Genomic DNA, 13470 nt, shown 5'->3' on the forward strand with positions numbered 1-13470 from the left:
CCACGGCTCAGTCATCCGCCACCTTGAGCACGAGCTTGCCGGTGTTCTGGCCGTTGAACAGCCGCAGCAGCGCCTCGGGGAAGGCCTTCACGCCGCCGTCCACCACGTCCTCGCGCGAACGCAGTGTCCCGTCCGCCAGCCACCCGGACATCTCCGCGGCGGCCTCGGCGTACCGGTCGGCGTAGTCGAAGACCACCATGCCGGTCATGGAGGCCCGGTTGACCAGCAGGGACATGTAGTTGGCCGGGCCCTTGACCGGTTCTGTCGCGTTGTACTGGGAGATCGCGCCGCAGATGACGATGCGGGCGCCTCGGGCCAGCCGGGTCAGGACCGCGTCGAGGATGTCGCCGCCTACGTTGTCGAAGTAGACGTCCACGCCGTCGGGCGCCGCCGAACGCAGCGCCGTGCGTACGTCGGTGGACTTGTAGTCGATGCAGGCGTCGAAGCCGAACTCCTCCACGACGAGGCGGCACTTGCTCTCGCCGCCGGCGATGCCGATCACCCGGCATCCCTTGAGCTTGGCGATCTGGCCGACCACGCTGCCGACCGCACCGGCCGCACCGGACACCACGACCGTCTGCCCGGGCTGCGGGCGGCCGATGTCGAGCAGTCCGAAGTAGGCGGTCATGCCCGGCATGCCCAGCACGCCGAGGTAGACCGGCAGGGGCGCCAGCGCCGGGTCGACCTTCGTCAGCCCTCGCCCGTTCGACAGGCAGTACTCCTGCACGCCGAGGGCACCCGACACGTGGTCGCCGACGGTGAAGCGGGGGTGGCGGGAGGCCACGACCCGTCCCACGCCACCGGCACGCATGACCTCGCCGATCCCGACCGGGGGGATGTAGGACTTGCCCTCGTTCATCCAGCCGCGCATGGCCGGGTCCAGCGACAGGTAGGTCGTCTGGATCAGCAGTTCACCCTCGCCCGGCTCGGCTACCGGTTCCTCGACGTACTCCCAGTCGGTGGGCTTCGGCAACCCGACGGGGCGGGCGGCCAGCCGGTACTGACTGTTGATGAGGCTCATCTGGAGGGCTCCTTGGTCGTGGACGGCGCTATGCGTACGGCGGCGGTGCGCGGGGACATCTTGCGGGCGCGGCGGATGATGCGGCGGCATCGCAGCTCGAGTACCACGACGGCGATCCCGAAGAACCGGAACTGCTTGTTGGTGGTCTGTCTGCTGAGATACCGCTGGTACACCTGCTGGGCGATCACGGCGACCCGGAACAGGCCGAAGACCTGGTACCAGGCCCATTCGGCGTTTGTGACGGTGGCGCCGGTCCGCGCGCAGTAGTACGCGACGACCTGCTCCCGCGTCATCATCCCGGGCAGGTGCGTGGGCTGGCGGCGGAAGAGCCGCATCAGCGGCTCGTCGCCCGGCTCGACCCAGTACCCCAGCGAGTTCGCGAGGTCGACGATGGGATCGCCGACGGTGGCGAGCTCCCAGTCGAGCAGGCCGATCGGGCGGGTCGGATCGGCCGGGTCGAGCACCACGTTGTCGAAGCGGAAGTCGTTGTGCACGAGCGTGTGCGGCCGGTCCGCGGGCTGATGCTCGTCCAGCCAGCGCATCACCGTCTCGAAGCTGCCGACGTTGCGGGTCCGGGCCTTGCGGTAGCGCTCGGACCAGCCGGCGACCTGCCGGGCGACGTAACCGTCGCCCTTGCCGAGATCGCCGAGGCCGGTGGCGGCGACGTCCACCGAGTGCAGATCGGCCAGCAGGTCGATGACATTGCGGCACAGAGCGGCGGTCTGCTCGCGGTCCAGGTGTACGCCCGGAGGAAGTTCCTTGCGCGGGATGGGTCCGCCGATGCGGTGCATGACGTAGAACGGCGTACCGATGATCGAGGTGTCCTGGCACAGGGCCACGGTGCGTGGGACGTAGGGCAGGTGGCGGGCGAGCTGGGTCTGGATCCGGTGCTCGCGGACCATGTCGTGCGCGCCCTTGACGTGGTTGCCCTTCGGCGGCCGGCGCAGGACGAGATCGCCGCCGGGGTAGCGCAGCAGGTACGTCAGGTTCGACACGCCGCCGGAGAACTGGCGCACCTCGGGAACGGCGGTGAGGTCGATCCCCGCGGCGGTGGCGTTCGCGGCCAGCCAGGCAGCCATGGCGCGGGTGTCGAAGGCGTCCTCCGCGCGCACGTCCCTGTCGCTCATGTGAGCCTCCGGACGACCCGCAGCGGAAACACCTTCATGGCAACAGCCAGGGGCACCCAGGGCCACTGCGGAACGTACGCTCTGATGCGCCGCCGTTCGATGGCGCGGACCATGGCCCGCACACCGGTCTCTGTGTCGACCATGAAGCGGGTCTTCTGCTCCACGTGGGCGTTCATCTCCGAGCGGATGTAGCCCGGATAGATCACCGACACGTCGAGGCCTTTGATGCGCTCCGAGCGCAGGCCCTCGGCGATCGCTGCCACGCCCGCCTTGGTCGCGGCGTATGTGGTCATCGACCGGCGCATGCCGCGCAGCGCGGACATCGAGGAGATGAGGACGAGGTGACCGCGTCCCTGTTTGCGGAAGATCTCCAGGGCGGCCTCGCACTGCGCCAGGGCGCCGACGAAGTTGGTCATCGCGGTGGCGCGGTTCGCGTCGGGCCGGCCGGTGCCGAGCGGCGCGCCCTTGCCGATGCCGGCGTTGACGACCACGCGATCGAGGTGGCCGAACGTGGCGGCGAAGGCGTGGAAGACCTCGGTGACCGCTGCGGCATCGGTGACGTCCAGTGCGGCCGTCTCCACCCGCCGTCCGGTGTCGGTGCGGATCCGGTCGGCGAGCACGTCGAGCCGGTCCGTGCGCCGCGCGCACAGCGCCAGGTCGTAACCGAGTGCGGCGAACTGGCGGGCCATCTCCGCGCCGAGTCCGGCGCTCGCGCCGGTGATCAGGACGACGCCGCGTGTCATGACGTCTCCCGGACGGCGGCGTCCTCGCTCAGCTCGATCTCGCGGAGCCGGGCGCCGAAGGCGATCATGCGGCGGTCGTAGAGCGGACGGGCCAGGCGCTTGGTCCAGAATGCGCGCCGGGCGGGCCCGTCCGGCAGGATCAGGAAGCGCCCGGCGTCGACGCCCCGCAGGACCCGGGCGGCCATCTCGGCGGCGTCGAGCGGTGCACGTGCGATCAGCTTGGCGGCGATCCGCTCCATGAGCGGGTCGTCGCCGCCGAGCGAAGCGGCCAGATTCGTACGGAAGAACGACGGGCAGACGACGCTGACGTCGACGCCCCAGGGGCGCAGTTCGTGGCGCAGACCTTCCGACAGCGCGACGACGGCCGCCTTGCTGGCGTCATAGGAGGTCATCGCGGCCGGATGGGTGAGTCCGGCGATCGACGCGACGTTGACGATGTGACCGCGTTGCTGCGCCTTGAACATCGGCGCGAACATGCGGCAGCCGTTGACCGTGCCCAGGACGTTGATCTCGAGGACCCGCCGCCAGTGCGCGTCGTCGAGCCGGTCGACCCGGCCGCCCGCGGCGATACCGGCGTTGTTGACGAGCAGGTCCAGACCGCCGAGGTCACCTTCGACCCGGTCCAGGGCGGCCGCCCAGTCATCGAAGGAGGTGATGTCGAGGCGCTGGTACAGCGCGCCGACCGGCACCTCCACGCTCGGCGCGAGGTCGGTGACGAGCACCCGTTCCCCGCGGGCCGCGAGCTGCTCGGCGAGGGCCCGGCCCAGGCCGGAGGCACCGCCGGTGACCAGAACGCGACGCCCGCTCACCGGAGCGCTCCATGCTTGCCGAGCTCCGCACGGGCGACCACGTTCTTGTGTACCTCGTCCGGGCCGTCGGCCAGGCGCACCGCCCGGGCCGCCGTCCACGCCTCGGCCAGGGGGAAGTCGCTGGACAGCCCGGCGCCGCCGTGGATCTGCATGGCGAAGTCGATGACCTGCTGGGCCACGTTCGGCGCGGCGACCTTGATGGCGCTGACCTCGCTGGGCGCGCTGCCGTAACGGTCGAGTTTCCAGGCGGCGTGCAGGATCAGCAGCCGTACGGAGTCGATGGCGATGCGGGCCTCCGCTATGCGTTCGCGGTTGCCGCCGAGGTCCACCAGCCGCTTGCCGAAGGCTTCGCGCGACAGGCCGCGCTCGCACGCCAGGTGCAGCGCCCGCTCGGCCAGGCCGACCATACGCATCGCGTGGTGCACCCGGCCCGGCCCGAGCCGGCCCTGCGCGAGCTCGAACGCCCGGCCCGGCCCGCCGATGACATGGCCGGCGGGCACCCGGACGTCGGTGAACGACACCTCACCGTGGCCGAACGGCTCGTCGAGGAATCCCATGGTGTCGAGCATCCGCTCGACCTTCACGCCGGGGGTGTCGAGCGGGACGAGCACCATCGAGTGCCGGGCGTGCTTGGGGGCGTCCGGGGCGCTCAGCCCCATGACGATCAGGACATCGCAGTCCGGATGGCCGATGCCGGTCGTCCACCACTTGCGGCCGTCGAGCACCACGTCGTCGCCGTCGACCACCGCGGTCAGCTGCATGTTCGTGGCGTCCGACGACGCCACCGCGGGCTCGGTCATGGCGAACGCCGACCGGATCCGCCCGTCGAGCAAGGGGTTGAGCCACCGCTCGCGCTGCTCCGGCGAGCCGTAGCGCAACAGCAGCTCGGCGTTGCCGGTGTCCGGCGCGTTGCAGTTGAACACATAGGGGGCCAGAGCCGACCAACCCGTCGCCTCGGCGATCGGCGCGTAGTCCAGATTGGTCAGGCCCGCACCGCCGCGGGTGCCGAACCGCTCGGCGTACGGCCCTTCGTGTCCCGCCGGCAGGAACAGGTTCCACAGACCTTGGGCGCGGGCCTTGGCCTGCAATGCGCGTACCTCGTCGGACACGCGCCACAGGTCGGCTCCGCCGCCGTGCCGGCGTGCCTCGCTAGCCCGGGCATGCAGGTGACGCTCGACCGGGGCGATCTCGGCCGCGATGAAGGCGCGGACGGCCTCCGTCAGTTCGGCGGCGCGGGGGGACGGACTGAAATCCATGCCCTCAGCGTAGGCGGCCATCCGGCAGAAACTTGATCGTGCGCGACAAGGACTTGATCCTGTACGACACGTCAGTCACGCTTCCGGGCCTCGCGCCGCAGCTGCGAGGGCGTACGTCCCCACCATCGCCTCGCGCACCGGGTCAGTACCGCCTGCTCGGCGAAACCCACCAGGTTGCTGACCTGAACGAAGGGCATGGTCGTGGTGGTGAGGTACGAGCGCGCCCGAGCCCGGCGCACCGAGTCGAGAACGGCGGCGAACGACGTTCCCTCCACGGCGAGCTGCCGCTGCAGTGTCCGAGGATGCACCGCCAGTACGCGCGCGACATCGGCGAGCTCGGTCGACCCGGTGCCCAGCGACTGCTCGAGCACCGCGCGCACCCGCGACGTCACGGCCTTGCCTGGCCCCGGGGACTGCCGCGACAGGAAAGCCAGCGCCAGCCCGCGTACGGTCGCATCGACGCCGTCCAGCGTGCGCGACAGCAGGCTGGACGGCAGCCGGAGCACCGCCGCGGAACGCCCGAAACGCACACGCGCGCCGAACGCCTCCTCGTACCGCTGCCGGGGCGCGACCGGATCGTGCGGCAGGTCGACAGACTTCAGCCCGTACTGGCGGCCGCCGGCGAGAAACATCACCGTCCGGTGCAGGAACAGCACAGTCATGTCCGTCGCCTGCGGCAGCGGCCGTACCCCTGGAAAGGTGTAGCGGAGGGCGACCACACCGCGGTCCCCTTCCGGGTCCTCGACCAACGAGACGCTCTGGTCGCGGGCGTGCACGAACATGTAGCGCGACGTGCACTCCAGGGCATCGGCCACCGACGGCGAATGCTGGATCGCGACCGCCAACGGCCCCAGCAGACCGAGCTCCTGGGCCTGACCCACCCGCAGCCCGAGATCGGGACAGCCGAGGTCGGCGGCCGCCACCTCGAGCACCGCCGCCAGCTTCGAGTCCTCGACCAGCAACTCGTCGGTGTCCAACGCCTCCACCGGCAGTCCCACGCGGCGGGCGTAGCCGACGGCGTCACCGCCGAGCGACTCGACGACCTGCCGGAACTTCTGCAAACCGGCGGAACGGACCAGTGACACCCCTACAGGCTATGTGCCGGCCAGGCGCGGGAGCCGAGTGCCTGCGGTCGCACCCCATCAGCACCGCTTTCCCGGAGCATGGGATCATGATCACTATCGATGTCGCGCCGGTGAGGCGTGACCACTCATGTTCAGGCAGGGCCGCATCGTGCTGCCCTGAATCGAGGAGAGAGAGCCAATGCGACTGAGGACAATGGCGCTGGCCGGCGCCGCGGCTGTCGGCACGACGTTCGGCGCGCTGCTCGTCGCCACGGCGCCGGCGGCGGCCAGCGGGTCCAACACGGTGTTCCTCGCCGGGCAACACTCGGGTGTTGGTGGTGGGATTGCGGCGCCCGGCCAATCGAACACGGCCTTCGTCGCCGGTGGCGCCATTGGCGGCAGCACCGGGATCGTGTGGAACACGGAGTTCCGCACGGGCACGGGGACGCGTGGCAGAGGCGGAGAAACCGGCACACTCTGAGTGCCGGCCTTCGTACCCGAAATTCCTGCTCATCAGCTTGACCTGCGGGACCTGGCGCCGCGACCCCGTTCAGACGGGGTCGCATCATCCCTGCCGCACTCGTGGGCCTCGGGCCCGTTCGGTGCGCAGTCCACCTCGTACGCCTGTCGATGGGCCGTAATGAGCGGCGCTACCCCGGAGGCAGTTGAGAGGGGCGGCTCGTGACGGTCCCATCGTGGGCGATCCAATAGCGGCTGACACCATCAACAATCGTCCGCCGAGCTCAACCCCACCTCAAGCCGGGCTCTGGCTTCACCACCGATCAAGGCGTCGGCAGTGGTTGACAGCGGCGTTGTCAGCGCTGCGGGCGCGTCACGGTGCAGAACCGCGGTCCGGAGAGGCGACCATACAGTGATGACCTCCTCGCCCCGCCCGCCGGATGTCGGCGGCCGACCAGATCCGACGGGCGGGACCACCGCGCTCGGTGCAGAGTCCGCCCCCGCTCGCGGGTACCTGCTGGACAACGCGCGCGCCGAGGCCGGAGAGCGATTCGCGTGGCTGGCCGAGCTGTTCGACGGTGTCACGCGGGCGCACTTCGATCGGCTGGGGGTCGGGGTCGGCTCGCGCTGCTGGGAGGTGGGGGCCGGCGGCCCCGCTATCCCGGAGGCTCTCGCGGCAGCCGTCGGTCCGAGCGGGCACGTGCTGGCCACCGACATCGACCCGTCATGGCTGAGGGCAGGCGGCCGGTACGAGGTGCGCCAGCACGACGTCGCCGCTGATCCGCCCCCGGAGCCGGGGACGTTCGATCTGGTACACGCCCGGCTCGTGCTGGTCCATCTGCCCGACCGTGCCCGGGCGTTGGCCACGATGGTGGCGGCACTGCGGCCTGGCGGCTGGCTGCTGGTCGAGGACGCCGATACCGCTCTGCAGCCACTGGCATGCCTGGATGACAGCGGCCCGGCGCAACGGCGGGCCAACCGGCTGCGCGACGCGGTCCGGCAGCTGCTGACGCGCCGCGGCGCGGACCTGCGCTTCGGCCGGACGCTGCCGCGGGCATTACGGGAGGCCGGCCTGGTCGATGTCGCCGCGGTCGGCAATTTCCCGGTGGGCGGGCTGGCCTGCGACCGGCTGGAGGCGGCGACCATCCGGCACGTGCGCGGCGAACTGCTCGCGGCCGGGCTGACCGACGACGCCGAGATCGATGCACACCTGGCCGCCATCCACGCCGGCGAACTCGACCTGACACTGGCGCCGCTGATCTCGGCCTGGGGACGCCGTCCGGCCGCGCACCCACCGGCCGTCGGTTAGGCAGAGGTAGAGGGCGTCGAGGTTGCGTGGCCGAAGCCGCGGCGTCGGATGAGCCGGATTTTGGCCCAGGACCGCCGTGACAGGGGCCTCAATCGACTTTGCACACGGCCTGGCGCGGGAACGGCTCATTTTGTATTCGGCGGCAACTTATACCGCCTTGAACAGACCCCTCGCCTCGACCATTCTTCCCGGCCGGGAAGCCCTTCTTTTTGCCGTCTCCCTGCATTACATTCACTCGCCATGACACGACCGGACTTGCCGCGCCTCGTCGAGCAAACGCGAGCACTGCTGTTGCTGCAGATGTACCTGACGCTGCTCGTCCTGGTTTTCATGACGCTGTTGATGCAATTCTTGACCCGCGCTATGGGCCCGTCTCGCGGCGACAGGTTCTTCACCGTCTACGTGATCCTGTTGTGCGTCCCGTTCGTGCTGGGATTGTCGGCCTGGATGTTCCGCCAGGGCATGGTGCTCGGCTGGATTCTTGCCTTCGTCGGGGAGGTGGTCAGCTTTTCCATCGCCGTCGGCTCCATCCTCGGCCCTTTCACCGGCATTGCGGCCATCATCCTGCTCGTGGTGGCGTCCTGCATCATGGTCAACCTCTTCCGTCCAGAGGTCCGCCGGTACTTCTTCGGATGACCGTCGTCGGCAGCCCTTGCCCGCGCTCGGTGACCGAACTCGTGTACCCGATCCGTCGACCGGTATCGGACTCCTGTGCGCGCTGGTCGCTGGGACCGCGGAGCTGACTCAACGCCCAAGAATCCGGCGCCACCGGTTGCCATCCGGGCCGCCCCGCGCATAGCCACAGTGAGAGCACGCGAGGGAAAGGGCGGAGATGGCCACGACCGTACGAAAACCCACGAAGTGCCCAGAGCAGCTCAGCGCCGCCGAGGCGGTGCGGTTCCTGACCCCGGACCAGCTCGAGTTCCTGACCTGCCTGTACGGGGCGCCGGCGTCGATCGCGCAGGGCGCCATCCAGCTGTTGCCGTTCGGGTCCCGGACGGCTTTGCCAGCCACCGGCTTGGTCACCGCCCGCGGCGACGGTGACGGCCCGAAACAGGGCGAGATCCTGCAGCTCACCGATCTGGCGTTCGAAGTGATGGCGACGGCCGGAGACACCGAGATCGACGAGATCACAGCGCAGGCCGCCGCGATCTTGGCCGAGCGTCACCGCCGCTGACCACGACCGAACCACCCCAGGACGCGGCATCCAGGCATCGACAGGCACCTGCGCGCCGGGCATCCCGGTCCAGGATCGCAACGCAGCGGCCCGGCGCAGGCCTGCTGGCCGCCGGTCGCACCGGGACTGACCCCGAGAACAGCGCCACCGCGGAGACCAGCCAGATCAGGATCTGCCAATACCCGAACGTTGATGGCTCAGGCCGGACGGTACGAATGGGGATTGACAGACCCAACCGGCTCGGCGGAATCCTGCGTGAATACGGCCATGCCGCCTGACCAGCACGGATGGAGTCATGCCACGGAAACCGTGGCGAGAATGGGCTCGGTGGGGGTGGTCGAGCCGCCAGCAGGCTCCAGGGTCACGCCGAGCGCGTCGTACCCGACCAGGCCCTCCACGACCCGAAGGGACGCCGCCTGTCCCGGCGGCAGGACGCCCGCGTTGGTCGGGGTCGTGCCCTTGATCAGCCACAGCTGCAACGCCTGGTTCGGCGCCGGCGCGGTACTCGCCGCCAACACCACGACACCCGCGTTGTGGCTGGCCGACATCGCCACCGTGACCCGGCCGCCGCCGCGCACGACGGACGTGCGGAGCTGCACGTCCGGGGCAGCCAGGATCGCCTGCACCTGGGCCGCCCCGGCCCGCGCCGCGTCCGCCGCGGCCTGCTGCTCATCGACCCGCTGCTGCTGAACCGCCCAGGTTGCCGCGCCCGCGCCGACGGCCAGGATGCCCGCCGCGGCGGCGGCCGCCGTGTACCGGCGCCACCGGGACAGCCCGGCGCCCGCACCGCGTCCCCGCCGCGCCGATCCGGGCGGTAGCTGCCGGGTGCGACCGACGGCGGCCAGCACCTCGTCGCGCAGCCCGGGTGGCGGCACGGACCAGGTGCCCTCGGCCAGCCGGGCGGCCGCCTCCCGGAACCCGGCAACGTCGGCCGCGCACGACGCGCAGCCGGCCAGGTGCCGTTCGAACGCGGCCCGCTCGATGTCGTCCACCGCGTCCAGCGCGTAGGCACCGGCCAGGGCGTGGATGTCGGTGCTCACGACGCCACCTCCACACCCAGGCAGTCCCGCAGGCGGATCAGCCCGTCCCGCATGCGCGTCTTGATCGTCGGCAAGGCGCTGCCGAGCAGTTCGGCGACCTGCCGGTACGAGTGGCCACCGTAGTAGGCCAGCGTGATGGCCTCGCGTTGCACCTCGGTCAGGCTCTGCAGGCAGCGGCGAACCTGCTGCCGTTCCAGCCGGCCGGTGACCGCGTCCACAACCTCGTCGTACGGTGTCTGGCCGGCGCCGGCGGCGTACCGGCTCGCGCGTTCCGCGCTGGCCTGCTCGGCGCGGACCCGGTCGACGGCGCGGCGGTGCGCGATGGTGAAGACCCAGCCGGTGGCGGAGCCCCGCGAGGCGTCGAACCGGGTCGCCGTGCGCCACACCTCGATCAGCACCTCCTGCGTTACCTCCTCCGCCTGCGCCGGATCCCGCAGCACCCGCCGCACCAGACCGAACACCCGCGGCGCGACCAGGTCGTACAGTCGGGCGAACGCCGCATCGTCGCCGCGGGCGACGGACCGCAACAACGCCTCGGCGTCCTGCACCGGCGCGCCGCCGGTCGCCGCCGCCGGAGGCTCCGGCCGGTGCACACCCTCGCCAGGGTCGCTCATGGCCCTCCTTCTCCCAGCAGCACGGTCCGCGGGTCCGACGCGGCACCCGGGATTCGTAGCACGCCAGCGCGCGGATTGGTCACGGAATGATTACGGATCATCTCCCGGTAGCTACCGCCGCAGCGGTGACGAGCGCGGCCTCGACGGTGAACGAGCCGGTGGGTTCGCGAAACGCCCCGCCTGGCGGCGCGTCTTGGTGGGCGCGGCCCCGGCCGGGCGGGGTCGCCGTCGTCGGGTCGCGGCCGCGGCGAGGAAGCCCGCGGCTCCGACAAGAACGATCATGGTGCCGGAGGGCACCCCGGCGTGATAGCTCAGGTACATCCCCACCAGGCCGTACGCCGCCCCCGCCAGCGTGGCCAGCAACAGGATCCGGGCGAACGAGTCGCTGAGCATGCGCGCGGTGACCGGCGGGATGACGAGCATCGCCGCGACCAGCGTGACCCCGACGACGGTGAGTGTGGTGAGCAGGCTCAACGACAGCGTGGTCAGCAGCAGGACATCCGTGGCCACGACGTTCACGCCGCTGACCTGCGCAACGTCAGGGTCGAAGGTGGCGAACAGCAACGCCCGGTAGCGGAGGAAGACGACAGCCACGGTCAGGGCGGCGACCAGGCACAAGGCGATGAGCTGCCCGCGTGAGATACCCAGGATGCTGCCGAATAGCGCGTTCTCGAAGCTGGGCCCGGTGGTGCCGAAGCGGGTGAGCAGAGCGACCCCCAGGGCGAATGACGCCGTCGTGACGACACCGATGGCGGCGTCGGCGCCGATTCGGCGGCGACGGGTGACGGCCAGGATGCTGACGGCGGACAGGATGCCCCAGACCCCGGAGCCCCACAGGTAGTACTCGGCGCTGATGAGCTGGCTGGCCGCGAAGCCGCCGAAGATCGAGTGGGACAGCCCGTGCCCGATGTAGCTCATGCCACGCAAGGTGATGTACACGCCGATGAAGCCCAGCAAAGCGCCGGACAGTACGGCCACGCCCAGCCCTTTCTGAAAGAAGGCATACCGCAGCGGATCGATGAGCGTCTCGACGATCGGGTTCACGGGTCAGCCCGCCTTCCGGAGGTTCGCCCACCGCGTCGGCGACTCCACCACCTGAGGCAGCCCGAGGTGGCGCAGCACCTCCATCCGCGCACCGTACGTCTGCTCCAGGACCAACGGCATGATGACCTCGTCGGGGTGGCCCGCCGCGATGATCCGCCGGTTGACGCAGATCAGTCGGGGTAGGTGCGCGGCCATCCCATTCAGGTCGTGTGTGCTGAGCACGATCGCGATACCCCCGGCGTGCAGGTCGGCGAGCAGGTGCAGGATCTCGTGGCGGGTGGTCGCGTCCACCCCGGACGTCGGCTCGTCCAGGACGAGCAGTTCCGGGTCCTGCAGGAGCGCGCGGGCCAGGAACATGCGCTGCTGCTGTCCGCCGGACAGTTCGCGGATGTGCCGTTTGTGCAGCGAGCCGATCCCCAGCCGGTCGAGCAGGGCACCGACGGCGGCGCGCTCCGCCCGGCTCGGCCACGGCAGCAGGCGACCGCGGGTGATGCCGGTGAGGACGCACTCGAACACGGTCAGGGGAAAGTCCCAGTTGACCGTCTCCAGCTGGGGGACGTAGGAGATCCGGAGGGCGGGCCGCCGTTCGACGCGGCCGGCGACGGGACGCACGGTGCCCAGCAGGACCCGCAGCAGGGTCGTCTTGCCGCCGCCGGACGGACCGACGATCGCGATGAAGTCGGTCCGGCATACGTCGACGGTGACGTCGGACAGCACGACCGGACCGTCGTAGCCGACGGACACGTCGTGCAACCCGATGAGGACATCTCGGCGCGGTTTCACTGCGGATACACCGCCCGGTCGACGACGTCGGTCTGTGCCACCGGAACCGCGTCCACGTTGGTGGCCGTTCCGCCCAGACCGCGGATCATGGTGGCGAGGTTGTAGCGCATGAGGCCCAGCCAGGAATGCTCCGGCTGACCGGGTGACCCGGGCAGATCGTCGTCGCGCAGGGTGTCCTCGTATCGCGCCCCGGTGGCCCGCCCGATCTCGGCCAGCACGTTCGAGGGGAAGACCTCGGATCCGAAGATGGTCGGCACCCGCGCCGCCCGGATCTGGTCGATCAGAGCGGCCACGTCGCGGGGCGCGGGATCGGAGAAGTCGCGCGGTTGCACGGCACCGACGATCGTCCATTGGAACGACCTCCCGAAGTACGCGTAGGCGTCGTGGTACGTCAGCAGCCTGCGCTGGTCCCCCGGGACCGTTTCCTGGTCGGTGCGCAGGGCCGCGATCAGCCGGTCGACCGATGCGATGAAACGATCAGCGTTGCTCCGGAAGTAGGTCGCGTCGGCGGGGCTCCGCTCGACGAGCGTGTCCGCGATGAACCGGGCGTACCTGATGACGTAGGTCGGGTCGGTCCAGAGATGTGGATTGGGCTTGCCGTCCTCTTTCGGAAACGAGAAGTCGAAGATCCATTGATCCGCCGGCAGGATCGCGGTACCCACCTCCACGATCTTCGCCGCGGGCTTCCTGTTCGCCTCGGCGAGTCGCGCCGTCGGCTCCTCCAGGCCCAGGCCGTTCAGGAACACGAGGTCGGCCTGGCTGAGCAGCTTGGCGACGCTCGGGGCGGGTTCGAACGTGTGGCTGTTCGTACCTTCCGGCACGATGCCCTCGACCCGACCGCGATCGCCGACGACGGCCGACACGATGCTGGTCAACGGGGCGACCGACACCGCGATCACCAGCCGGCCCGTACCGTCGGCCGCGGACACGGCAGCGCAACCGGCCGTTGGCAGGAGCGACAGGGCGAGAACGCCGCCGAGGAGTCTTGCGCTGATCGATGATCGGCTCATGTCCTGGTCCCTTC

15 protein-coding genes are annotated in these 13470 nt (G+C 70.4%); 4 read left to right on the plus strand and 11 right to left on the minus strand.

Annotation, left to right across the window (positions count from 1 at the left end):
* Nucleotides 1-7 precede the first annotated feature (7 nt).
* The 6 genes from ACMCNO_RS21520 to ACMCNO_RS21545 form a co-directional block, all read right to left on the minus strand.
* Nucleotides 8-1021 carry an NADP-dependent oxidoreductase gene (locus ACMCNO_RS21520; protein ID WP_412751261.1) on the minus strand — a complete coding sequence of 338 codons (1014 nt, stop codon included), beginning with the start codon at nucleotides 1019-1021 and terminating at the stop codon, nucleotides 8-10.
* Nucleotides 1018-2148, minus strand: a complete 1131-nt coding sequence (locus tag ACMCNO_RS21525; RefSeq protein ID WP_412751262.1) for a phosphotransferase family protein — start codon at nucleotides 2146-2148, stop codon at nucleotides 1018-1020. Before ACMCNO_RS21525 ends, ACMCNO_RS21520 begins: the two co-directional genes overlap by 4 nt.
* The gene (locus ACMCNO_RS21530) at nucleotides 2145-2891 is read right to left on the minus strand and encodes an SDR family oxidoreductase (protein ID WP_412751263.1); all 747 of its coding nucleotides are present in this window, start codon (nucleotides 2889-2891) and stop codon (nucleotides 2145-2147) included. The genes ACMCNO_RS21525 and ACMCNO_RS21530 overlap by 4 nt, the downstream gene beginning before the upstream one ends.
* Complete coding sequence (locus ACMCNO_RS21535) at nucleotides 2888-3700, minus strand: SDR family NAD(P)-dependent oxidoreductase (RefSeq protein WP_412751264.1); 813 nt, start codon at nucleotides 3698-3700, stop codon at nucleotides 2888-2890. Before ACMCNO_RS21535 ends, ACMCNO_RS21530 begins: the two co-directional genes overlap by 4 nt.
* A complete protein-coding gene (locus ACMCNO_RS21540) occupies nucleotides 3697-4956 on the minus strand; it encodes an acyl-CoA dehydrogenase family protein (RefSeq protein WP_412751265.1) in 1260 nt (419 codons plus the stop codon). The genes ACMCNO_RS21535 and ACMCNO_RS21540 overlap by 4 nt, the downstream gene beginning before the upstream one ends.
* 71 nt (nucleotides 4957-5027) lie before the next feature.
* On the minus strand, nucleotides 5028-6041 hold the full coding sequence (locus tag ACMCNO_RS21545; protein WP_412751266.1) for an AraC family transcriptional regulator ligand-binding domain-containing protein: 1014 nt from the start codon (nucleotides 6039-6041) through the stop codon (nucleotides 5028-5030).
* A gap of 193 nt (nucleotides 6042-6234) precedes the next feature.
* Here ACMCNO_RS21545 and ACMCNO_RS21550 point away from each other — a divergent pair, with 193 nt between their 5' ends.
* The 4 genes from ACMCNO_RS21550 to ACMCNO_RS21565 all read left to right on the plus strand — a co-directional run bounded on the left by ACMCNO_RS21550 (nucleotide 6235) and on the right by ACMCNO_RS21565 (nucleotide 8965).
* Nucleotides 6235-6501, plus strand: a complete 267-nt coding sequence (locus tag ACMCNO_RS21550; RefSeq protein ID WP_412751267.1) for a hypothetical protein — start codon at nucleotides 6235-6237, stop codon at nucleotides 6499-6501.
* Nucleotides 6502-6894: 393 nt separating this feature from the next.
* Entirely contained in the window at nucleotides 6895-7788 is an 894-nt protein-coding gene (locus tag ACMCNO_RS21555; protein WP_412751268.1) for a methyltransferase domain-containing protein, read from the plus strand.
* Nucleotides 7789-8028: 240 nt separating this feature from the next.
* A complete protein-coding gene (locus tag ACMCNO_RS21560) occupies nucleotides 8029-8424 on the plus strand; it encodes a hypothetical protein (RefSeq protein ID WP_412751269.1) in 396 nt (131 codons plus the stop codon).
* Between the two features lie 196 nt (nucleotides 8425-8620).
* Nucleotides 8621-8965 carry a hypothetical protein gene (locus tag ACMCNO_RS21565; protein ID WP_412751270.1) on the plus strand — a complete coding sequence of 115 codons (345 nt, stop codon included), beginning with the start codon at nucleotides 8621-8623 and terminating at the stop codon, nucleotides 8963-8965.
* Nucleotides 8966-9258: 293 nt separating this feature from the next.
* On the opposite strand, the gene ACMCNO_RS21570 is transcribed toward ACMCNO_RS21565, so the two are convergent.
* From ACMCNO_RS21570 to ACMCNO_RS21590, 5 genes are all read right to left on the minus strand, one after another.
* Complete coding sequence (locus ACMCNO_RS21570) at nucleotides 9259-10005, minus strand: anti-sigma factor domain-containing protein (RefSeq protein ID WP_412751271.1); 747 nt, start codon at nucleotides 10003-10005, stop codon at nucleotides 9259-9261.
* A complete protein-coding gene (sigK, locus tag ACMCNO_RS21575) occupies nucleotides 10002-10619 on the minus strand; it encodes an ECF RNA polymerase sigma factor SigK (protein WP_412751272.1) in 618 nt (205 codons plus the stop codon). Before sigK ends, ACMCNO_RS21570 begins: the two co-directional genes overlap by 4 nt.
* Before the next feature lie 111 nt (nucleotides 10620-10730).
* Nucleotides 10731-11663: a metal ABC transporter permease gene (locus ACMCNO_RS21580; RefSeq protein ID WP_412751273.1), complete on the minus strand. Its 933-nt coding sequence runs from the start codon at nucleotides 11661-11663 to the stop codon at nucleotides 10731-10733.
* Nucleotides 11664-11666: 3 nt separating this feature from the next.
* Nucleotides 11667-12446, minus strand: a complete 780-nt coding sequence (locus ACMCNO_RS21585) for a metal ABC transporter ATP-binding protein (RefSeq protein ID WP_412751274.1) — start codon at nucleotides 12444-12446, stop codon at nucleotides 11667-11669.
* Nucleotides 12443-13456, minus strand: a complete 1014-nt coding sequence (locus ACMCNO_RS21590) for a metal ABC transporter substrate-binding protein (protein WP_412751275.1) — start codon at nucleotides 13454-13456, stop codon at nucleotides 12443-12445. Before ACMCNO_RS21590 ends, ACMCNO_RS21585 begins: the two co-directional genes overlap by 4 nt.
* Between the last annotated feature and the right edge of the window lie 14 nt (nucleotides 13457-13470).

This window comes from Krasilnikovia sp. M28-CT-15 (genome assembly GCF_047159595.1).
Taxonomy (GTDB): Bacteria; Actinomycetota; Actinomycetes; order Mycobacteriales; family Micromonosporaceae; genus Actinoplanes.